The sequence below is a fragment of the Pantoea sp. NPDC088449 genome (assembly GCF_044753225.1).
GTDB lineage: Bacteria > Pseudomonadota > Gammaproteobacteria > Enterobacterales > Enterobacteriaceae > Pantoea > Pantoea floridensis.
In genome coordinates this window covers 350,195-369,842 of sequence record NZ_JBIVMT010000001.1, presented here as the reverse complement: position 1 = coordinate 369,842, position 19,648 = coordinate 350,195, and the positions used below count along the sequence as shown (strand labels likewise).

Sequence of the window (19,648 nt, the reverse complement as noted above, 5' to 3'; positions counted from 1 at the left end):
TCACAAGAACATCAGGAAGTAGAGCAGGAAAATATTTACCAACAACAGTAGCACACCGGTTGGTACCTGAGCCTTGATCACCGCGTTACGATCCGGCAACTCTAACAGGCGCGCCGGTACAATGTTGAAGTTGGCTGCCATTGGTGTCATTAACGTACCGCAGTAACCGGAGAACATGCCGATTGCTGCCATCACCGCCGGATTGCCACCGTGTTGCAGCACCAGAATCGGAATACCAATCCCGGCGGTAACAATCGGGAACGCAGCGAAAGCATTGCCCATCACCATGGTTAGCAATGCCATGCCAATGGCATACACGGCCACGGCAATCAGGCGATTATCCACCGCCAGATACTGCTCTGTGAGGTGTGAAATCGCGCTGCCGACACCGGCGCTGGTGAACAGCAGGCCGAGCGTGGCGAGAATCTGCGGCAGAATAAACGCCCAGCCGACCGCATCCAGCAGACGGCGGGTTTCCTGCATCGACTGCAGCGGTTTTTCGTGGGTGATGTTCAACGCAATCAGCCAACCGAGCAGACAGCCAATCATCATTGAGAACAACGTCACCAGCGTGGAGTGATTGCCGGGTCCAAATACTTTTTCCTGCAAACCAGGAATATGGTTGAACGCCAGCACACCCACTACCGTCACCAAAGGTATCGCCAGCGCTGGCAGGAACAGTTTATTGCGCAGACGTTTGGCGCTCTCCTGTTTTTGCTCATCGCTGCGCTGATGGTAACGCCCCAGCCGTACGCCACCGAAACCGGCAATCAGCGCCATCACCACCACGGCAACGCCTACGGCGATGTGCAACCCGCGGCGGCCCAGTTCGGCATCACCCGCCCACTGTCCCATCAATTGATAAGCACCGTCGCCAATCAAAAAAATCAGGCCATATAATGCCCAGAACAGCCCGGTAGTAAAACGGCGCGGGTTGGCGCTATCACGCCAGGAGAGAACGGCAACCACCAGCAGGATCACGCCTGCCAGCCACATCAAATATTGTTGCTGGAACATTACTGCCCTCCTTTGGCATTAAGAGCTTGCTGGTTCAACGCGCCCAGTTCACGCGAAAGCTGACGGTCAAGACGCACCAGACGCGCCGAATGGATGAGGAAAGCGCAGAGTGCGGTGGGGATGCCCCACAGTGCGATATGCAGCGGTTCGGTGCTAATTCCCGCAGACTCCTGCATGAAGTTGTGCATAAAGATGATCGCGCCGAAGGCAACAAAGATATCTTCACCAAAGAACAGACCAATATTATCGGTGGCGGCGGACATCGCGCGCAGGCGATGGCGCACCTCCGGCGAGACCTCACCGTAACGGTTTTCCGTTGCGCCTTCGGCCATCGGCGCCAGCAGCGGGCGCACCATTTGCGGATGGCCGCCAAGGCTGGTTAAGCCTAACGCAGCGGTAATTTCACGCACAAACAGGTAGACGATCAGCAAACGACCTGCGGTGGCCGTTTTGATCTGCGCGATCCAGCTTTGCGCCCGCTCCTTCAGGCCATGACGCTCCAGCAAACCGATAACCGCCAGCGGCAGCAGCAAAATTAGCGGAAGATTGCGTGTATTAAGGAAGCCGGAGCCGAGCTTTTCCAGAATATCCGTTAACGGCATATGCGCCGCCAGGCCGGTGACGAAACCCGCGACAATGACTACCAGCACCGGGTTAAAGCGCAGCATAAAACCCAGAATGATGGCGGCAATGCCAAGTAACGGCCAGAGATTTACCACGTTGTCCATCTTGTTCCCTCGTCAAAAATACAAAGCCCGGCGTGATGCCGGGCAATGAGTAAAATCGTTATGCGCTCGTCACCGCAATCTGATTTGTCGCAAATGCCGCGCGCAAGGTGCGGGCAAATTGCAGTGCGTGTGCACCATCGCCATGTAGACAGACAGTTTCGGCATTCACGCTCACCCATTCGCCGCTGATGCTTTGCACCTGGCGCTGCTGCACCATCGCCAGCGTTTGTGCCAGCGCCTGGTCAGCATCCTCAATCATGGCATTGGGCTGACTGCGGGGTACCAGCGCCCCGCTCGCCAGATAGCCTCGGTCAGCAAACACCTCTTCGCGGGTGCGCAAACCATGGTGGGCAGCCGCCGCAATAGATGCGCTGCCCGCCAGCCCAACCAGGATCAATCCGTCATCTACCGCTTTTACCGCACGCGCAATAGCATCCGCCAGCTGCGGGTCGCTCGCCGCTTGGTTGTACAGCATGCCGTGTGGCTTAACGTGTACCAGACGCTCGCCTTCGCTTTCGGCAATACTTTTCAGTGCACCAATCTGGTAAATCAGCTGTGCATATACGGTTTCTGGCGGCAGCTGCATCGCGGTACGGCCAAAGTTTTCACGGTCGGGGAAACTCGGGTGTGCGCCAATCGCCACGCCTGAGGCTTTCGCCCAACGCACCGATTGCAGCATGGTTTGTGCATCGCCGGCGTGGAAGCCGCAGGCGATATTGGCTGAACTGACCAACGTCAGCAGCTCCCGATCGCTGGCACTGCCCTCGCCAAGATCGGCGTTAAGATCAATCTTCATGTCCCAGCCCCCAGGCTATTTGGTCGAACGAACGTTGTTGATGCTGCTTCGCGCTGATGGCGTCTTCCAGCGTGCAATGAATAAAGTGGATAGGTTCCCCAAGGCGAATTTGCGCCAGATGATAGAGGTCGGCTTCGATGATGCAGGCAATACGCGGATAGCCGCCGGTGGTCTGCGCGTCTGCCATCAATACGATCGGTTGACCGTTGGGCGGGACCTGTACCACGCCTGGCACCAATCCGTGTGACAGCAAATCGCGTGTCGCATCGCGCTTCAGCTCGCGCCCCTGCAGGCGATAGCCCATGCGGTTGCTTTGTGGGCTAAGCTTCCACGGGCTGCGCCAAAAACCCTGCTGCGCTTCACGGCTGAACTCGCTGTATTCCGGGCCCGCCAGCGCGCGAATGCGATTGCCCCACAGCAGTTGGCGCACGCCGGCTTTGTCTTTAAAGTCACGCGTGGGTTTACCTAAAGGCAATTCGTCTCCGTCTTGTAATTTTCGTCCCTGCCAGCCGCCAAAGGCCGCCTTGAGATCGGTACTGACCGAACCGAGCATTTCCGGCGCGGCAAAGCCACCGTTTACCGCCAGATAGCTGCGCATGCCGCGTGTGGGCGTTGCCAGCGACAGCACCTGACCTTTTTTCACCGGCAGTCGCCAGCCGGTCCAGACCGGTTTGCCATCCAGATCGGCATTACAGCCAGCCCCCGTCAGGGCAAACCAGCCATCGCGAGTAAACTGCGCTTTGAATTGGCCAAGCACGATTTCCAGCACCGCACTCTGCTGCGGATTGCCCACCAGCATATTGGCCGTGCGCATCGCCGGTTGATCCAGTGCGCCACCTACGCTAATGCCATATTGCCGAAAACCGGTGCGCCCCTGATCCTGCAGCGAGGTCATCATGCCCGCGCGAAGAATTCTTAACATACGCCCTCCTGCTGCGGCACAAAGCGCACGCTATCGCCGGGACGTAACAACGTTGGCGGCTGCTGCAAGGGATCAAATAGGCTGAGCGGCGTATGACCAATCAACTGCCAGCCGCCAGGTGCAGCCAACGGATAAATACCGGTTTGGCTGCCACCAATGCCCACGGAGCCACTCGGCACAACCACACGCGGCTCGGCGCGGCGCGGCGTATGTAAACGCTCATCCAGTCCACCGAGATAAGGAAAACCAGGCTGGAAGCCGATGAAATAAACCACGTAATCAATGCTGCTATGGAGTTCCACCACTTGTTTGGGCGTCATGCTGGCGCGATCCGCCACCAGCGGCAAATCCGGGCCACCCGCGCCGCCGTACACCACCGGGATTTCTACCCGGCGCGATTCTGGCAGCTGCGCTTCGCTCTCCTCCCACCATTGCTGCAAGCGTTCAATGGCATCAAGCGCATTTTGTTGCGGATCGCGCAGCAGCAACGTCAGGTTATTCATGCCGGGAATGACTTCTTCCACCTGCTCATTGTGCTGCAGTCGCTGACACAATCCCCAGATGCGCTGCTGGCTGGTGAGGGAAACAGGAGGTTCCAGCTCCAGCACCACCGCGCGTTCACCTAGCAGATAACAACGTGCTCGTTGCAAAAACGACCTCCTGGTAAAAATATCTCAAAAAAACAGATGATTAAGGTGCGCATTAATGCGCGCCCTGCACAACCTTCCCCCTTTAGTTATAGGGGTACCATGATGGCGACCGGGTACGCGTTTATGCGTAAAGGCAATAAGTTATGCGAAAGTGACAGAGTTGTGTCAACAGATTTGCGCCCTTAACGCGTGTTAAGGGCGTGAGAAAAGAAGAATCAGGCAGGATTATCGATGTCGATGAAGGTCACATCGAGACCATGGTGTGCGGCTAACCACTCGCCCAGCGCCTTGATTCCGCCACGCTCGGTCGCGTGATGTCCGGCAGCAAAGAAGTGTAATCCTTGCTCACGTGCGCTGTGGATGGTTTGTTCAGAAACTTCGCCAGTGATGAAAGCATCGACGCCGAATGCCGCCGCGCTATCGATAAAGCCCTGACCGCCGCCGCTGCACCAGGCAACGCGTTTAATTAGCGCTGGCGCATTATCGCCGCAGTGCAGCGGTGTACGGCCTAAACGCTGGGCAATCTTTTCCGCCAGTGCCGCACCGCTCAGCGGTACAGCCAATTCGCCCCACGGCACCAGCGGCTGAATGTCGCCTTTAACTTCAATATCAAACAGACGCGCCAGCTGCGCGTTGTTGCCCAACTCGGGATGCGCATCCAGTGGCAGATGCCAGCCGTACAGGTTGATATCATTGGCCAGCAGCGTTCGCAAGCGCTGGCGCTTCATGCCTTTAATCACCGGTGCTTCACTCTTCCAGAAGTAACCGTGATGCACCAGTACCGCATCAGCATTACGCTTCACCGCTTCATCCAGTAACGCCTGACAAGCGGTAACGCCGGTGATGAGGGTTTTTACTTCGGCGCGTCCTTCAACCTGCAAACCGTTCGGTGCGTAATCGCTGAAGGCGCTAGTGTTAAGCTGCTGGTTGACGATTTGTTCTAATTCAACATTGTTCATTACGGCTCCCTGATCGCTTCAAGCCGCGCTGCGAGCGCGCTCAAAGGCGTCTAGTGTCTTTTTACGTGCGTCCTTATGTTCCACGATTGGCGCGGGATAATCGAGTTTCTTATGGTTTTTCTGCGCCCAAAGCTGCGGCTGGTGGATATCACTGTCTGGCACCGCGCTCAGCTCTGGCAGCCACTGGCGAATAAAGTCGCCCTGTTTATCGAAGCGCTCGCCTTGGGTTGTGGGATTGAAAATGCGGAAATAAGGCGCGGCATCGGTTCCGGTTGACGCCGCCCATTGCCAGCCGCCGTTATTGGCCGCCAGATCACCATCGATCAGTTGCTGCATGAAGTAACGTTCACCTTCACGCCAGTCAATCAGCAGATCCTTCACCAGAAAACTGGCGGTAATCATGCGCAGGCGATTGTGCATCCAGCCGAGCGTGTTGAGCTGGCGCATCGCTGCATCTACGATGGGATAGCCGGTTTTTCCCTGCTGCCACGCCGTTAAATGCGCTTGGTTGTTTTGCCAACCTACGTTGCGCGTCCAGTCAACAAAAGGCTGATGCTTGCACAGCGCTGGAAAGGCCACCATCAAATGGCGGTAAAACTCACGCCAGATCAACTCATTTAACCAGGTAAACGCCTTGCCTTCGTTGAGCGCATCAGGATGCTCTTTAAGTACGCGATGTAGACACTGACGCGGCGACAGCACGCCAATCGCCAGATAAGCCGATAAACGGCTGGTACCATCGATGGCCGGAAGATCACGTCGTTCGGGATAATGTTGCACCGCCTGTTTGGCGAAATGGCGCAGCTGGTTTAACGCCGCCTCTTCTCCCGCCGGAAACCCGCTTTCATCAAAGGCTTCACAGGGGTAGTTAAAGGCAGGAATCTTCTTTTCGATACTGATAGGCGCACCCGATCGCGCTTTCGGCGCATGATAGCATTCCGGCAGGCCTTGATGCAGGCGGCGTACAAAGGCTTTGCTGAACGGGGTGAACACTTTGAACATGGAGCCGTTACCGGTTTGTACACTTCCCGGCGGCAATAGCAAACTGTCGTCAAAACCCTGACAAATCACACCCTGCGCATCAAGCCGTTTTTCAGCAAGCGCATCGCGTTCGCGTTCGTTAATTTCATACTGGTAGTTGTAATAGAGCGCATCAACTTGCTGCTGCTGACAAAATTGAGCCAAATACTTAACCGAGGCAGCAAAGTCATCACACTGATGGTAATGCAAAGGGATGCCGCGCTCAGCCAATGACGCTTGCAACAAACAGAGATTTTTATGGATAAACTCCGCTTGCTTCGGCGCCATGTGATGCTGTTGCCATTGCTTCGGAGTAGCGATAAACAGCGCCACTACTCTGGCATCGCCGTCGCGGCAGGCAGCAGCTAGCGCGCTGTTATCGTTAATGCGCAGATCGTTACGCAACCAAACTAAGTGGGTGGTCATAAAACCCCGAAATTATTGCCCGTAGCGCAAACGTAGCGCTTCTGGATAGGGATCAAAGTAACGTTGCTGAGCCAGCCACGGATGCGGATATTCCGCCATGTAGTGTTTCAACATGGTGATTGGTGCTAGCAACGGCTGCACGCCGAGACGATAACGATCGATCAACTGCGCCAACTCCTGACGCTGCGGCGAACTCAGCTGCGGACGGAAATAGCCTTGCACGTGCATCAGCACGTTGGTGTGATTGCGGCGCGATGCCTGGTGGGACATCAGATGCATCAGGCGATTGCGATACTCGAAGGCGTAATCTTCCAGCGAATCCCACTGATCCATGGCCGCCACAAAACGCCCCATTTCACGGTACTCATCCTGCGCATGCGAAAGCAGCAGTAATTTGTAGCGGCTGTGAAATGCCATCAACTTGTGGCGCGAAAGGCCACTGCGCCACATCTGGTTAAATTCATGCAGCGCATAAACGCGTCCGATGAAGTTTTCTCGGATGGCATCGTCGTGCAGGCGACCATCCTCTTCCAAAGGTAGCCACGGCATCTCTTTTTGCAAGAAAGCAGTAAACATACCGGTACCAGCCTTACGGTTGTTATTGGTTTCAGGCTCATAAACCCGCACGCGCTCCAGCCCGCAACTTGGCGATTTGGCGCAAAGAATATAGCCGCAAAGATGATGCAAAGACTTCACACGCTCAGCGGACCAGCGCTGCATTTCAGCGGTGACTTCTTCTCCGCCATCTTTACTGAAACAAAGATGAATGTTGTCGTCGCCCTCTTTTACCAACCGTAATGCCGGACGTGGCGTAGGCAAGCCAATTGCCATTTCAGGACATACTGGCTCAAAGCGCACAAATGGCACGAGTTCATCTGTGGCGAAGGCAAAGCGTTTATGGCCGCCATCAAATCGGACGTTATCCCCGAGCAGGCAAGCGCTGATACCAACAGGAATTTTCTCGCTCATACTTGTACAACCTCGTAAATCTTGTAGAGGTTTAAGTGTAGCTGAAATGAGATGGGATAACAGCGTCAGAGATAAGGAGAGGTGAAAATTTACGATAAAAAAAACCCGACGCTTCAGGCGAAGTCGTCGGGTTATTGAGTGTACAAACCGCTTACCAGTGAATACCTGCCGCGGCTTCCGTCTGGGCTAGCCAAACAGGCTTGGTGCTGGTTTTACACCACATGCGGTGCAGATAACTGTAAAAGCGCGCCCGATCCTGACGGAACAGCATAACGGGTAGCGCCAGCAAACCGATTGATACCACCAGCACACGGCGTAGCATGATTTTATAGAGTGGATATGCCTGATACATCTTTGCCCCCTCGTGGTAAATATTGCGTTGAAATGTGATCTAACGCAGATATTACGCCTGATTGTGTAATTTTACTACTCATCCGACCACTTTATTTGATCTTTTTTCGGTCAATTTCCCTAGGGGTGAAAGTTAGTTACATAATTGTGAAAATTTAGAATCAAATGAGTTAAAAACATCATGACGGACGCCGGGCCGCTTTATTGGTAAAGTGATGCGTTAACTTTTTTGCCGCTGGAGGCAGCGTGACGACCATCTTGATAGTGGAAGATGAAAAAGAAATTCGCCGTTTCGTGCGCCTGGCGCTGGAGAGCGAAGGCCTAAAGATTGTGGAAGCGGAACAGCTTCAGCGGGGCCTGATTGAAGCGGCAACGCGTAAGCCCGATCTGGTTATTCTTGATCTCGGGTTGCCCGATGGCGATGGCAACGACTTTATTCGTGAAGTGCGCCAGTGGAGCAGCATGCCGGTTATTGTCCTTTCGGCCCGCAGCGACGAGCAAGATAAGATTGATGCGCTGGATGCGGGAGCTGATGATTATTTAACCAAGCCGTTTGGCATTGGCGAATTACTGGCGCGCGTGCGCGTGGCGCTGCGACGTCATCAAAGCAGCCAGCCAGAGCCGGTGGTGAAATTTGGCGAGGTAAGTGTTGATTTGGCCGCGCGGCGCGTATTGCGCAATGAGCTGGAAGTACATCTAACGCCCATCGAGTTTCGCCTGCTTAGCTTGTTGCTGAATAATGCCGGAAAAGTGCTGACACAACGTCAATTGCTTAATCAGGTTTGGGGGCCAAACGCCGTGGAGCATAGCCACTACCTGCGCATCTACATGGGACATTTGCGTCAGAAGCTGGAAACCAATCCCACGCAGCCCAGCCATTTACTCACCGAAACCGGCATTGGTTACCGATTTATGCCATAAAAAAAAGGCCGCTAAGCGGCCTTTTTCTGCAAAGCTCAATCAGGCGTTCTTCAATACTTCGCTAACAATCTCAACCGCTTCTTTCTCGATCTGCTGACGATGCTCAGCACCCAGGAAACTTTCGCAGTAGATTTTGTAGGCGTCTTCCGTGCCTGACGGACGTGCGGCAAACCAGCCGTTTTCCGTCATCACTTTCAGACCACCGATTGACGCGCCGTTACCCGGTGCAGCAGTCAAGCGTGCAGTGATTGGATCACCCGCTAGCGTATCCGCGCTTACCATTTCAGGCGAGAGCTTAGACAGCGCTGCTTTCTGAGCTGAGGTTGCGGGTGCCTGCAGACGGTTGTAGCTTGGCGCACCAAAGCGCGCAGCCAGTTCATCATAATGCTGCTGCGGGTTCTTACCGGTTACTGCCGTGATTTCTGCGGCCAGCAGGCACAGAATGATGCCATCTTTGTCGGTTGACCAGGCTGAGCCGTCAAAACGCAGGAAGGAAGCACCTGCGCTCTCTTCACCGCCGAAACCGAAGCTGCCATCGAACAGGCCATCAACGAACCATTTGAAGCCAACCGGCACTTCCACCAGCTTACGGCCAATGTCGTTGACTACACGGTCGATCATCGCGCTGGAAACCAGCGTTTTACCCACGGCAACCTCTTTGCCCCACTGTGGACGATGCTGGAACAGGTAGTTGATCGCTACCGCCAGATAGTGGTTCGGGTTCATCAGACCGGCTGGCGTGACAATGCCGTGGCGGTCGTAATCGGGGTCGTTACCAAAGGCCAAATCGAATTTGTCTTTGTAGGCCAGCAAACCGGCCATCGCGCATTCGGACGAACAGTCCATACGCACCACGCCATCTTTATCCAGATGCATGAAGCGGAAAGTTTGATCAATCGCATCGTTGACGATGGTCAGATCGAGTTTGTAGTGCTCAGCAATGCGCTGCCAGTATGCAATACCCGAGCCGCCTAATGGATCGACGCCGATTTTCAGGCCCGCTTTCTGGATGGCCGCGAAATCGATCACCTGCGCCAAACCTTCAACATATGGCTGGATCAGATCCTGCTCGACGATGTGACCGCTTGCCCACGCCTGATCCAGCGGCAGACGTTTAACGTCCTTCAGCTCGCCTTTAATCAGTTGGTTAGCACGGTCTTCCACCACTTTGGTGACGTTGGTATCTGCCGGTCCACCGTTTGGCGGATTGTATTTGATACCGCCATCTTCCGGTGGGTTGTGCGAAGGCGTGATAACGATGCCGTCCGCCTGCGCGCCACCGCGTTTGTTGTGCTCAAGAATGGCGTTAGAGATCGCAGGCGTCGGCGTATAGCCGTTATCCTGCTGCACGATCACATCAACGCCGTTGGCTGCCAGCACTTCCAGCACTGACAAAATCGCCGGCTCAGACAGCGCGTGCGTATCTTTACCGACGTAGCACGGCCCGGTGATGCCATTCTTTTTGCGCTCTTCAGCAATCGCCTGGGCAATCGCCAAAATGTGCGGTTCGTTGAAGCTATGGCGTCCCGCGCTACCGCGGTGGCCTGAAGTGCCAAATTTCACCGCATGATCCGGATTCGCCACGTCGGGCTTCAGGACGTAATACTGCGAGGTTAATTGTGCAACGTTAATCAAATCGCTCTGCTGGGCAGGCTGCCCGGCACGGGGGTGATTGGCCATTGGCGCTTCTCCCTGACGCTTCAGTTAAATGGTGCCGCGAACTTTCTCTGTCAGTTCCTGTGGGAACTGCATAGCCAACATGATGTGTTCCACCATGCTGCATTTGCGACCTGTATTGGTATTCGTGATCACCCAGTACGGCGTGCCGGGAACATGCTTCGGCTTGGTATGGGTGCCATTTTGCAGCAGCGTGTGCTCGTCCCCCGCGAAATAGACGCGGGTACGGCCCTGAAGCGAAGCTGTAGCTTCAGCAAACGCAGCCGGATCAAGACGATAGAGCGTTGACAGTACCAGCATGAAGCGGTTAACCGCCTTATTTTGCTCGGCATATTCGTCGGAAAGCAGCAGTTCACGCACGGCGCGGACACGATCCTGAGGACGCGCTTCGCGGCTGGCTGGCTGTGCATCTTTCCCTGACGTACCAACGGCAGGCGCAGCCGGTGCGCTCTGGCCGGCGGTAAACTTCAACATGCGGCGCAAAATGTCGGAGGCGCTTTCACCAATGTGCTGCGTGTGGCTGGCAATATAACGGTAGAGTTCTTCGTCAACTTCAATCGTTTTCATCTTTTTCCGTACGATTCTGGCAAATGACAGAACCACGCAGTAGTGCAACGGCCTTAGCAAAATCCAGTCGTGCAAAATGTGAGCGGGTTCTAACATAAGGATTATAAAGTTAAATCCGTGGCAGCCGATAGCGTTGGCAACGTTTACGGGCAAAAGTCGGAATATGCCCTAATGCCCACCGGCCTGACTGCTGGACAGGTGAATCCATGATAACCTAAGCCAAGGTCACAACCGTAAGAACTTTAGCCATGATTTTGAACGCTCGTCTGCAAACTGAACAATCTGCTCCCGCTGCCATACCGATTCTGTTAATTCATGGTCTTTTTGGCAGCCTCGATAACCTTGGCGTGCTGGCGCGTGGCGTACGTGATGCCCGCCCAACGCTGCAGGTTGATGTTCGTAACCATGGTTTGTCCGCACGCAGCGACGTGATGAATTATCACGTTATGGCACAGGATATTGTTGAAACGCTGGATGCGCACAACATTGATCGCGCTGGCGTTATCGGTCATTCGATGGGAGGAAAAGTTGCTATGGCGCTGAGCGCTATTGCGCCTGAACGCATTGAGAAAATGGTGATGATCGATATCGCGCCCGTTGATTATCAAACGCGCCGCCATGACGAAATTTTTGCCGCCATCCGAGCCGTTACTACCGCTGGCGTCACACGTCGTAGTGAAGCGGCAGAGGTGATGCGTCAGCATATTAATGAGGACGGCGTGATTCAGTTCATCCTCAAGTCATTCGTCGAAGGTGAATGGCGCTTTAACGTGCCGGTGCTGTGGGATAATTACACCACCATTTCCGGTTGGGAAGAGGTGCCTGCCTGGCCGCATCCGGCGCTGTTTATTCGCGGCGGTGACTCGCCTTATCTGGATAATCAGCATCGCGATGCGCTGCTGCGTCAATTCCCTCAGGCACATGCGCACGTTATCAGCGGGGCCGGACATTGGGTGCATGCCGAGAAACCTGATGCGGTTTTGCGCGCGGTTCGGCGGTTTTTTAATCTGTAAAAGCAAAAGCTTGCCGCGCGTGCTTTAGGGTTGGCGTCAGAGAAGGCGCTGGAGTATGATGTCGCGCTAAAAATTTGCCACGGATATTTTTACCGTGGTCGGGCCGATAATGTTTTAATCGCGCAGCGCCTTTCCGCCGTTCGCGCCCACTCAGTTTTACAAACCATGGCAAAAGAACAGACAGACCGCACCACGCTTGATCTCTTCGCAGACGAGCGGCGTCCTGGTCGCCCGAAAACTAGCCCGTTGACGCGTGATGAACAGCTACGCATCAATAAACGTAATCAGCTCAAGCGCGATAAAGTGCGTGGGTTGCGTCGTGTTGAGCTGAAAATGTCCAGCGAGGCGGTTGACGCGCTCAGTACGCTGGCCGATCAGCAAAACATCAGTCGCAGCGAATTGATTGAACAAATGCTGCTAGCACAGCTCAAACTGTCGTAGCGTGCCCAAACCGCACGCTGGAACAAAAGTCACGGCTTTACAAGTTCCGCACTTTTTACCGGTCTGCTATTATTCGCATAACTGTGCAGTCAACTGACTTACTTTCACAATCAGGATTTAAGAGGTTACCTAACCCATGGCAATCGTAGGCATTTTCTTCGGCAGCGATACCGGCAACACTGAAAACATTGCAAAAATGATCCAGAAACAACTGGGTAAAGATGTCGCCGAAGTGCATGACATTGCTAAGAGCACCAAAGAAGATCTCGATGCATTCGACATCCTGCTGCTGGGCATCCCGACATGGTATTATGGTGAAGCGCAGTGTGACTGGGATGATTTCTTCCCAACGCTGGAAGAGATTGATTTCAATGGCAAGCTGGTAGCACTGTTTGGCTGTGGCGATCAGGAGGATTACGCCGAATACTTCTGCGACGCGATGGGTACCATTCGCGACATCATCGAGCCAAATGGTGCCGTTATCGTCGGCCACTGGCCTACCGAAGGCTACCATTTTGAAGCATCTAAAGGTTTGGCCGATGATAAACACTTCCTCGGTCTGGCGATTGACGAAGATCGTCAACCCGAACTGACCAATGAACGCGTTGAGAAATGGGTGAAACAGATCTTCGATGAGCTGCAGCTGAAAGAGATTATTGAAGCCTAATCCCCTTCTCTGCCCGATGTGGGCGCTATCTCACATCGGGTAACGGAATTTCCTATAAAAATAATAGCTACGGTTTTTTAACTTTTCCCCGCAAATCTGTAGAATACCCGCAATGGTCATCCGCTTATTCCTCTGGCTGTAGAATGAGGCTGAGTGAAATGGAATCCAAAACTTACCGGTCTTGAAGACGTTAGTGACATTATCCTTACCCTCTTTATTGATTAAGGACGTTGCCTTGGTTTTCATTTCACTGCTTGAGTTCTATAATGAGACGCAAATGAGAATGCGCGTTGACCTAAACATTCAAGGCCCCTGCGCCGCAAGTGACTAGCAAAGTAACAGGACAATATCCGCATGACTGACAACAACTCCGCATTGAAGAAGGCTGGCCTGAAAGTCACGCTCCCCAGACTGAAAATTCTGGAAGTGCTTCAGGGACCCGGACCCGAGTCCCATCACGTCAGTGCGGAAGATTTGTATAAACGCCTGATTGATATGGGCGAAGAGATTGGTCTGGCCACGGTATATCGCGTTCTTAACCAGTTTGACGACGCGGGCATCGTAACCCGTCATAACTTCGAAGGCGGTAAATCCGTATTCGAACTGACCCAGCAGCACCATCACGATCACCTGATCTGCCTGGATTGTGGCAAGGTTATCGAATTCAGCGATGAATCAATCGAAACGCGCCAGCGTGAAATTGCCACTCGCCACGGTATCAAACTCAGCAACCACAGTCTGTACTTGTACGGTCACTGTGCTCTGGGAGACTGCCGCGAAGACGAGACGCTCCACGATAAGTAATTAAGTGTGCTATGCAGTATAAAAAAACCGGCGCTTGAGCCGGTTTTTTTATACCTGAATTCAGGCAATGAGGGTTTCTTGCAGGTAACGCCAGCGTGGAATGCTGGTGCTGCAATCAAGAACCGCCAGTGAAATACGGCTCTGATTGATGCCATTCATCATTTGTAATTCACGATACTGAATCGTCACTTCCTCACTTTGCTGCGAGATGATGGCGTGCTCGCTGGTCGCAATCCGCATACCTTCGCGTTGACCATTTAACTGGCGAAACAGCGCTTCCATCTCATTAAGATCCAACTGTTTACCTTGCGGTGTCACCATTTTAAATTCGGGATGAAAGTGCGACAAAAACAGGTCGATGCTGTCATCACTGCCTTCGACCTGATTGAAAATACGTTCGATAAGTTGATGTAAAACAACCACACTGTGCTTGGCTTCCAGAGCGAGACTTGTCATTTTTTTTCCTTTGGTAACCCGCGAAGCAACGTCTAAGAGCGCATAGCCTACCTGAAAAAAAGTTTTTCACACGGCCAAATGGATTAATTTTTCTAAAGTCAGAATAGTCGTAAACGACAAAAGAAACCTATTAACTGGCATGCAGAATAATTGATTACCCATTGCCAAATGCAGACAATAAAAAAGGGCGATTGCTCGCCCTTTCATGATCTTATCGTACTATCAGCAAAAAAGATTATTCGCCGATTTTTGCCCAGGTGTCACGCAAACCTACGGTGCGGTTAAACACCAATTTGGACGGCTGCGAATAGACGCTGTCAGCACAGAAATAGCCTTCGCGCTCAAACTGATATGGCGCCATTGGCTCAGCAGCACGCAAGCCTGGCTCAACGAAGCCCTGTTTAGTTTCCAGCGAGTTCGGGTTGATGGTGGTGAGGAAATCCTCTGCCGCTCCCGGATTTGGCACACTGAACAGACGATCGTACAGACGGAATTCCGCCGGTAGCGCGTGAATCGCAGACACCCAGTGAATAACGCCTTTCACTTTACGACCATCAGCAGGATCTTTGCTTAACGTATCTACATCACATGTGCAGTAGATGCAGGTGATATTACCTTCATCATCCTTCGCCACGCGTTCAGCACGAATCACGTAAGCGTTACGCAGACGTACTTCTTTGCCCAGCACCAAACGTTTGTATTGCTTGTTGGCTTCTTCACGGAAGTCTGCGCGATCAATCCACACTTCGCGGCTGAACGGTACTTCACGCGTGCCCATCTCCGGTTTGTTCGGATGATTCGGCATGCTGATGATCTCTTCATGCCCAGCTGGCAGGTTCTCAATTACCACTTTCAGTGGATCCATAACTGCCATCGCACGCGGCGCGTTTTCATTGAGATCGTCACGAATGCACGACTCCAGTGATGCCATCTCGACGATATTATCCTGCTTAGTCACACCGATACGACGGCAGAATTCGCGGATTGATGCGGCGCTGTAGCCACGACGACGCAGACCAGAAACGGTCAACATACGCGGATCGTCCCAACCTTCCACAACCTTCTCGCTCACCAACTGCGTCAGTTTACGCTTCGACATCACCGCGTATTCCAGATTCAGACGGGAGAACTCGTACTGGCGCGGATGCACAGGAATGGTGATGTTATCCAGCACCCAATCGTACAGGCGTCGGTTATCCTGGAATTCAAGTGTGCAGAGTGAATGCGTAATGCCTTCAATGGCGTCCGAAATGCAGTGCGTGAAGTCGTACATTGGATAGATGCACCACTTGCTGCCAGTCTGATGGTGATCGGCAAACTTAATGCGATACAGCACAGGATCGCGCATCACAATGAAGCTAGAGGCCATATCAATTTTGGCACGCAGGCAGGCTTTACCCTCTTCAAAACCACCGTCGCGCATCTTCTGGAACAGCGCTAAGTTCTCTTCCACGCTGCGATCGCGATAAGGGCTGTTTTTGCCTGGTGCAGTCAGCGAACCGCGGTATTCACGGATCTCATCTGCCGATAATTCATCGACATAGGCCAGACCTTTATTGATCAGCTCAACGGCGTAGTTAAAGAGTTGGTCGAAGTAATCTGAGGAGTAACGAATGTTGCCGCTCCACTCAAAGCCCAGCCATTGCACGTCATGCTTGATGGATTCGACAAACTCCAGATCTTCTTTCACTGGGTTGGTGTCGTCGAAACGCAGATTGCACTGGCCTTGGTAGTCTTGCGCAATACCAAAGTTCAGGCAGATTGATTTCGCATGGCCAATATGCAGATAACCATTGGGCTCAGGCGGGAAACGGGTATGCACACTATTGTGCTTACCGCTCGCCAAATCTTCGTCGATGATCTGACGAATAAAGTTCGTTGGGCGGGCTTCAGCCTCACTCATCTCAAAATCCTCAAAAACTATAGCGGGTGATTTGTACCACGAAGTAACGGAGTATGATCCACAAAGCGCAGGCGGGAAACAACCGTTTGTTGGTCGTTTTAAAACAAAAAAGGCAGGAATTGCTTCCTGCCTTCTGACCAATCACAAGGACTTAGCCTTTAACCTCATACAGCGGGGTCTGACCTGCAACCACTGAACCTGTTGCAAGGATATTCAGACCGGCAAAATCATCGCTATTGCTTACAACGACCGGACTGATCATCGAGCGTGCATTGGCGTTGAGGAAATCCAGATCCATTTCCAGGATTGGCTGACCTGCAGTTACCGTTGCCCCCTCTTCTACCAGACGCGTAAAGCCTTTACCTTCCAGCGCTACCGTATCCAGCCCCATGTGCACCACAATCTCAACGCCGTTTTCCGCTTCAAGGCAGAACGCATGGTTGGTATTGAAGATTTTCACCACGGTACCGGCGGTTGGCGCAACGACAGTTTTGTCCGTTGGCTTGATTGCCAGGCCATCGCCGACCGCTTTGCTCGCAAAGGCTTCATCCGGCACATTTTCCAACGCAACGATGTCGCCTGTTACCGGCGCCAGCAGCGTGGCGATTACCGCCTTCTCAGAGTTCAACACTGCCTGTGGTTTTGCCACTGGAGCAGGTGCTGCAGCTGATGTCACCACCGATGCGGCAACCGGGCCTTTGCTCAATACTGTTTTCATTGCCGTAGCAATGCTTTCAGCTTGAGTACCAACGATAACCTGTACGCTCTGCTTGTTCAGGCGAATCACGCCAGATGCACCCAGACGTTTAGCGACGCCCTCATTCACCTGAGCGGAATCTTTCACATTCAGACGCAGACGGGTAATGCAGGCATCAATGTTGGTGAGGTTTTCAGAGCCACCTACCGCTGCAATATAACGACGCGCCAGAGACTCAGTTTGGCTTTCACCGTTGCCAGTGGTATCGACATTAACGTCATAACCATCGGTTTCATCGCCGGCTGAAAGTTCACGGCCCGGTGTTAACAAGTTGAATTTCTGGATAGTGAAACGGAACACTGCATAGTAGATAACGAAGAATACCAGGCCCTGCGGAATCAGCATCCACCAATGTACGGCCAGCGGGTTGCGCGTTGACAGCACCATATCAACCAGACCCGCACTGAAGCCGAAACCGGCAATCCAATGCATGCTTGCGGCGATGAATACCGAGATGCCGGTCAGTACTGCGTGAATCACATACAGTACCGGTGCCACGAACATGAAGGAGAACTCCAGCGGTTCGGTAATACCGGTAAAGAAGGCTGCAAATGCCGCTGCCAGCATGATCCCGCCGACTTTGGCGCGGTTTTCAGGGCGTGAGCAGTGATAAATTGCCAGCGCAGCACCAGGAAGACCAAACATCATGATTGGGAAGAAGCCCGCCTGATAACGACCGGTAATACCCGGAATACCGGTACCTTCAGCGATAGACTGCGCGCCGCCGAGGAACTTAGGAATATCGTTAATACCTGCAACGTCGAACCAGAATACAGAGTTCAGTGCGTGATGTAGGCCAACAGGAATCAGCAGACGGTTAAAGAAGGCGTAGATACCCGCACCCACTGACCCCATTTTCTGAATGTGTTCACCAAAGCTCACCAGTCCACCGAAAATGAGCGGCCAGATATACATCAGGATGAACGCAACCACGATCATCAGGAATGAGACCAGGATTGGAACCAGACGGCGGCCGCTAAAGAACGACAGCGCTTTTGGCAGCTCAACGTGACTGAAGCGGTTATAGACTTCAGCAGAGAGGATACCCACAAGGATACCGACAAACTGGTTATTAATTTTACCGAAGGCGGCAGGAACCTGCTCCACCGGCATTTTCTGAATCATTGCTACCGCAGCCGGCGAGCAGAGTGTGGTTACCACCAGGAAACCTACAAAGCCCGTTAATGCTGCTGCACCGTCTTTATCTTTAGACATACCGTATGCCACACCAATGGCAAACAGCACTGACATATTGTCGATGATAGCTGAGCCGGATTTAATCAGCAGTGCCGCCAGCGCATTACCTGCGCCCCAGCTGTCTGGATCAATCCAATACCCAACGCCCATCAAGATTGCCGCTGCCGGCAAAGTCGCTACCGGCACCATAAGCGCGCGGCCGACCTTTTGCAGATATCCTAGAATACTCACCTTATTCTCCCCCTATGAGACTGGCGTTTTGCCGTAGCGCAGGTTGATTTTATTATCCCGTCGCCCGGTACCTTGATGACACTTTTCACCACGATGCGCAGTGTAAAGATAAATTAATTCGCCTCGCAAATTAAAACCGTTACAACTGTGACTTTAATCACCAAATTGGTGGTTTGATCACGCGAAATGCTAGCCAGCACCACAAACTTATTTTATGATGAAAAATATCGAGGCGCACTTTTCCCGGATGGCTACGCTTAAACGCATTACGCTTAAGGACAGGTAACTGTCAGCGAAAAGGCAACTCCACATTTCCAATCTTAACTGAGGTGAAGACATGAGACTGATCCCTTTGGCCACACCGACCCAAGTGGGTAAATGGGCTGCACGCCATATTGTTAACCGCATTAATGCGTTTAAGCCTAGCGCAGAACGTCCTTTCGTGTTGGGCTTACCCACCGGTGGAACGCCGCTGGAAGCCTACAAGCACCTGATTGACATGCACAAAGCGGGCCAGGTCAGTTTCAAACATGTTGTGACCTTCAATATGGATGAATACGTAGGTCTGCCCAAAGAGCATCCAGAAAGCTATCACAGCTTTATGTACCGCAACTTTTTCGATCATGTTGATATTCAAGAGCAAAATATCAATCTGCTCAATGGCAATGCGGAAGATATTGACGCAGAATGTCGCCAATACGAAGAGAAGATCCGCTCCTACGGTAAAATTAACCTGTTTATGGGCGGCGTAGGTAACGATGGTCATATCGCTTTCAATGAACCGGCCTCTTCCCTTTCATCCCGTACTCGCATCAAAACCCTGACGCACGACACGCGCATCGCAAACTCTCGTTTCTTTAACGGTGATGTGGATCAAGTGCCAAAATATGCGCTGACCGTGGGTGTTGGCACATTACTGGATGCTGAAGAAGTGATGATTCTGGTTACGGGTCATCTGAAGGCACAGGCTCTGCAGGCCGCTGTTGAAGGTAACGTTAATCATATGTGGACCATCAGCTGCCTTCAGCTGCATGCCAAATCTGTCGTGGTCTGTGACGAACCAGCCACCATGGAACTTAAAGTAAAAACCGTGAAATATTTCCGCGAAATGGAAGCGGAAAACATGAAAGGTGTGTGAGAACACATTGTATTAAAACCTGCTGCTGATAAGCGGCA

General features: G+C 52.8%; 20 protein-coding genes. 6 read left to right on the top strand and 14 right to left on the bottom strand.

What is annotated here, in order from left to right:
• The 9 genes from ACIP6T_RS01785 to ACIP6T_RS01745 all read right to left on the bottom strand — a co-directional run bounded on the left by ACIP6T_RS01785 (position 1) and on the right by ACIP6T_RS01745 (position 7,839).
• Positions 1–1,017, bottom strand: a complete 1,017-nt coding sequence (locus ACIP6T_RS01785) for a DUF979 domain-containing protein (RefSeq protein ID WP_345827073.1) — start codon at positions 1,015–1,017, stop codon at positions 1–3.
• Positions 1,017–1,745 (bottom strand): DUF969 domain-containing protein, encoded by a 729-nt coding sequence (locus ACIP6T_RS01780; protein ID WP_345827074.1) that lies wholly within the window; start codon positions 1,743–1,745, stop codon positions 1,017–1,019. The genes ACIP6T_RS01785 and ACIP6T_RS01780 overlap by 1 nt, the downstream gene beginning before the upstream one ends.
• A gap of 58 nt (positions 1,746–1,803) precedes the next feature.
• Positions 1,804–2,541 (bottom strand): 5-oxoprolinase subunit PxpA, encoded by a 738-nt coding sequence (gene pxpA, locus ACIP6T_RS01775; protein ID WP_345827075.1) that lies wholly within the window; start codon positions 2,539–2,541, stop codon positions 1,804–1,806.
• On the bottom strand, positions 2,531–3,463 hold the full coding sequence (pxpC, locus tag ACIP6T_RS01770; RefSeq protein WP_345827076.1) for a 5-oxoprolinase subunit PxpC: 933 nt from the start codon (positions 3,461–3,463) through the stop codon (positions 2,531–2,533). Before pxpC ends, pxpA begins: the two co-directional genes overlap by 11 nt.
• The gene (pxpB, locus tag ACIP6T_RS01765; protein ID WP_345827077.1) at positions 3,457–4,113 is read right to left on the bottom strand and encodes a 5-oxoprolinase subunit PxpB; all 657 of its coding nucleotides are present in this window, start codon (positions 4,111–4,113) and stop codon (positions 3,457–3,459) included. The genes pxpC and pxpB overlap by 7 nt, the downstream gene beginning before the upstream one ends.
• 215 nt (positions 4,114–4,328) lie before the next feature.
• Entirely contained in the window at positions 4,329–5,072 is a 744-nt protein-coding gene (locus ACIP6T_RS01760; protein ID WP_400455051.1) for a type 2 GTP cyclohydrolase I, read from the bottom strand.
• 18 nt (positions 5,073–5,090) lie between these two features.
• The gene (phrB, locus tag ACIP6T_RS01755; RefSeq protein WP_345827079.1) at positions 5,091–6,518 is read right to left on the bottom strand and encodes a deoxyribodipyrimidine photo-lyase; all 1,428 of its coding nucleotides are present in this window, start codon (positions 6,516–6,518) and stop codon (positions 5,091–5,093) included.
• Between the two features lie 12 nt (positions 6,519–6,530).
• The gene (locus ACIP6T_RS01750; RefSeq protein ID WP_097094564.1) at positions 6,531–7,487 is read right to left on the bottom strand and encodes a 2-thiouracil desulfurase family protein; all 957 of its coding nucleotides are present in this window, start codon (positions 7,485–7,487) and stop codon (positions 6,531–6,533) included.
• A gap of 151 nt (positions 7,488–7,638) precedes the next feature.
• The gene (locus ACIP6T_RS01745) at positions 7,639–7,839 is read right to left on the bottom strand and encodes a YbfA family protein (protein WP_097094565.1); all 201 of its coding nucleotides are present in this window, start codon (positions 7,837–7,839) and stop codon (positions 7,639–7,641) included.
• A gap of 245 nt (positions 7,840–8,084) precedes the next feature.
• Between ACIP6T_RS01745 and kdpE the strand changes: the two genes are divergently transcribed.
• Positions 8,085–8,759, top strand: a complete 675-nt coding sequence (gene kdpE / locus ACIP6T_RS01740) for a two-component system response regulator KdpE (protein WP_097094566.1) — start codon at positions 8,085–8,087, stop codon at positions 8,757–8,759.
• Between the two features lie 39 nt (positions 8,760–8,798).
• Here the strand turns inward: kdpE and pgm are convergent, their stop codons facing one another.
• Positions 8,799–10,439: a phosphoglucomutase (alpha-D-glucose-1,6-bisphosphate-dependent) gene (pgm, locus tag ACIP6T_RS01735; RefSeq protein WP_345827080.1), complete on the bottom strand. Its 1,641-nt coding sequence runs from the start codon at positions 10,437–10,439 to the stop codon at positions 8,799–8,801.
• Positions 10,440–10,463: 24 nt separating this feature from the next.
• Positions 10,464–11,003, bottom strand: coding sequence for a replication initiation negative regulator SeqA (seqA, locus tag ACIP6T_RS01730; protein WP_097094568.1), 540 nt, complete (start codon positions 11,001–11,003; stop codon positions 10,464–10,466).
• Positions 11,004–11,251: 248 nt separating this feature from the next.
• On the opposite strand from seqA, the gene ybfF reads away from it, so the two are divergent.
• The 4 genes from ybfF (at position 11,252) to fur (ending at position 13,928) form a co-directional block, all read left to right on the top strand.
• Positions 11,252–12,016 carry an esterase gene (gene ybfF / locus ACIP6T_RS01725; RefSeq protein WP_345827081.1) on the top strand — a complete coding sequence of 255 codons (765 nt, stop codon included), beginning with the start codon at positions 11,252–11,254 and terminating at the stop codon, positions 12,014–12,016.
• A 165-nt stretch (positions 12,017–12,181) separates the two neighbouring features.
• Positions 12,182–12,457: a LexA regulated protein gene (ybfE, locus tag ACIP6T_RS01720; RefSeq protein WP_007890670.1), complete on the top strand. Its 276-nt coding sequence runs from the start codon at positions 12,182–12,184 to the stop codon at positions 12,455–12,457.
• Between the two features lie 136 nt (positions 12,458–12,593).
• The gene (fldA, locus tag ACIP6T_RS01715) at positions 12,594–13,124 is read left to right on the top strand and encodes a flavodoxin FldA (protein ID WP_097094570.1); all 531 of its coding nucleotides are present in this window, start codon (positions 12,594–12,596) and stop codon (positions 13,122–13,124) included.
• A gap of 354 nt (positions 13,125–13,478) precedes the next feature.
• A complete protein-coding gene (fur, locus tag ACIP6T_RS01710) occupies positions 13,479–13,928 on the top strand; it encodes a ferric iron uptake transcriptional regulator (protein ID WP_058962149.1) in 450 nt (149 codons plus the stop codon).
• A 60-nt stretch (positions 13,929–13,988) separates the two neighbouring features.
• Here fur and ACIP6T_RS01705 read toward each other — a convergent pair whose 3' ends face one another.
• The 3 genes from ACIP6T_RS01705 to nagE form a co-directional block, all read right to left on the bottom strand.
• Positions 13,989–14,384, bottom strand: a complete 396-nt coding sequence (locus ACIP6T_RS01705; protein ID WP_097094572.1) for a hypothetical protein — start codon at positions 14,382–14,384, stop codon at positions 13,989–13,991.
• A 235-nt stretch (positions 14,385–14,619) separates the two neighbouring features.
• The gene (gene glnS, locus ACIP6T_RS01700; protein WP_345827082.1) at positions 14,620–16,287 is read right to left on the bottom strand and encodes a glutamine--tRNA ligase; all 1,668 of its coding nucleotides are present in this window, start codon (positions 16,285–16,287) and stop codon (positions 14,620–14,622) included.
• A gap of 151 nt (positions 16,288–16,438) precedes the next feature.
• Positions 16,439–18,466 (bottom strand): N-acetylglucosamine-specific PTS transporter subunit IIBC, encoded by a 2,028-nt coding sequence (gene nagE, locus ACIP6T_RS01695; RefSeq protein WP_345829917.1) that lies wholly within the window; start codon positions 18,464–18,466, stop codon positions 16,439–16,441.
• A gap of 343 nt (positions 18,467–18,809) precedes the next feature.
• On the opposite strand from nagE, the gene nagB reads away from it, so the two are divergent.
• Positions 18,810–19,610, top strand: a complete 801-nt coding sequence (gene nagB, locus ACIP6T_RS01690) for a glucosamine-6-phosphate deaminase (RefSeq protein WP_097094574.1) — start codon at positions 18,810–18,812, stop codon at positions 19,608–19,610.
• Positions 19,611–19,648 lie beyond the last annotated feature (38 nt).

Bases quoted from the DNA above. Each gene is read 5' to 3' on its own strand.
- seqA (WP_097094568.1), bottom strand. From the start codon at position 11,003: ATGAAAACGATTGAAGTTGACGAAGAACTCTACCGTTATATTGCCAGC.
- ACIP6T_RS01785 (WP_345827073.1), bottom strand. From the start codon at position 1,017: ATGTTCCAGCAACAATATTTGATGTGGCTGGCAGGCGTGATCCTGCTG.
- nagB (WP_097094574.1), top strand. From the start codon at position 18,810: ATGAGACTGATCCCTTTGGCCACACCGACCCAAGTGGGTAAATGGGCT.
- fur (WP_058962149.1), top strand. From the start codon at position 13,479: ATGACTGACAACAACTCCGCATTGAAGAAGGCTGGCCTGAAAGTCACG.
- ACIP6T_RS01745 (WP_097094565.1), bottom strand. From the start codon at position 7,839: ATGTATCAGGCATATCCACTCTATAAAATCATGCTACGCCGTGTGCTG.
- fldA (WP_097094570.1), top strand. From the start codon at position 12,594: ATGGCAATCGTAGGCATTTTCTTCGGCAGCGATACCGGCAACACTGAA.
- ACIP6T_RS01760 (WP_400455051.1), bottom strand. From the start codon at position 5,072: ATGAACAATGTTGAATTAGAACAAATCGTCAACCAGCAGCTTAACACT.
- phrB (WP_345827079.1), bottom strand. From the start codon at position 6,518: ATGACCACCCACTTAGTTTGGTTGCGTAACGATCTGCGCATTAACGAT.
- ACIP6T_RS01750 (WP_097094564.1), bottom strand. From the start codon at position 7,487: ATGAGCGAGAAAATTCCTGTTGGTATCAGCGCTTGCCTGCTCGGGGAT.
- pxpA (WP_345827075.1), bottom strand. From the start codon at position 2,541: ATGAAGATTGATCTTAACGCCGATCTTGGCGAGGGCAGTGCCAGCGAT.
- ACIP6T_RS01780 (WP_345827074.1), bottom strand. From the start codon at position 1,745: ATGGACAACGTGGTAAATCTCTGGCCGTTACTTGGCATTGCCGCCATC.
- ACIP6T_RS01705 (WP_097094572.1), bottom strand. From the start codon at position 14,384: ATGACAAGTCTCGCTCTGGAAGCCAAGCACAGTGTGGTTGTTTTACAT.
- glnS (WP_345827082.1), bottom strand. From the start codon at position 16,287: ATGAGTGAGGCTGAAGCCCGCCCAACGAACTTTATTCGTCAGATCATC.
- pxpC (WP_345827076.1), bottom strand. From the start codon at position 3,463: ATGTTAAGAATTCTTCGCGCGGGCATGATGACCTCGCTGCAGGATCAG.
- ybfF (WP_345827081.1), top strand. From the start codon at position 11,252: ATGATTTTGAACGCTCGTCTGCAAACTGAACAATCTGCTCCCGCTGCC.
- ybfE (WP_007890670.1), top strand. From the start codon at position 12,182: ATGGCAAAAGAACAGACAGACCGCACCACGCTTGATCTCTTCGCAGAC.
- pgm (WP_345827080.1), bottom strand. From the start codon at position 10,439: ATGGCCAATCACCCCCGTGCCGGGCAGCCTGCCCAGCAGAGCGATTTG.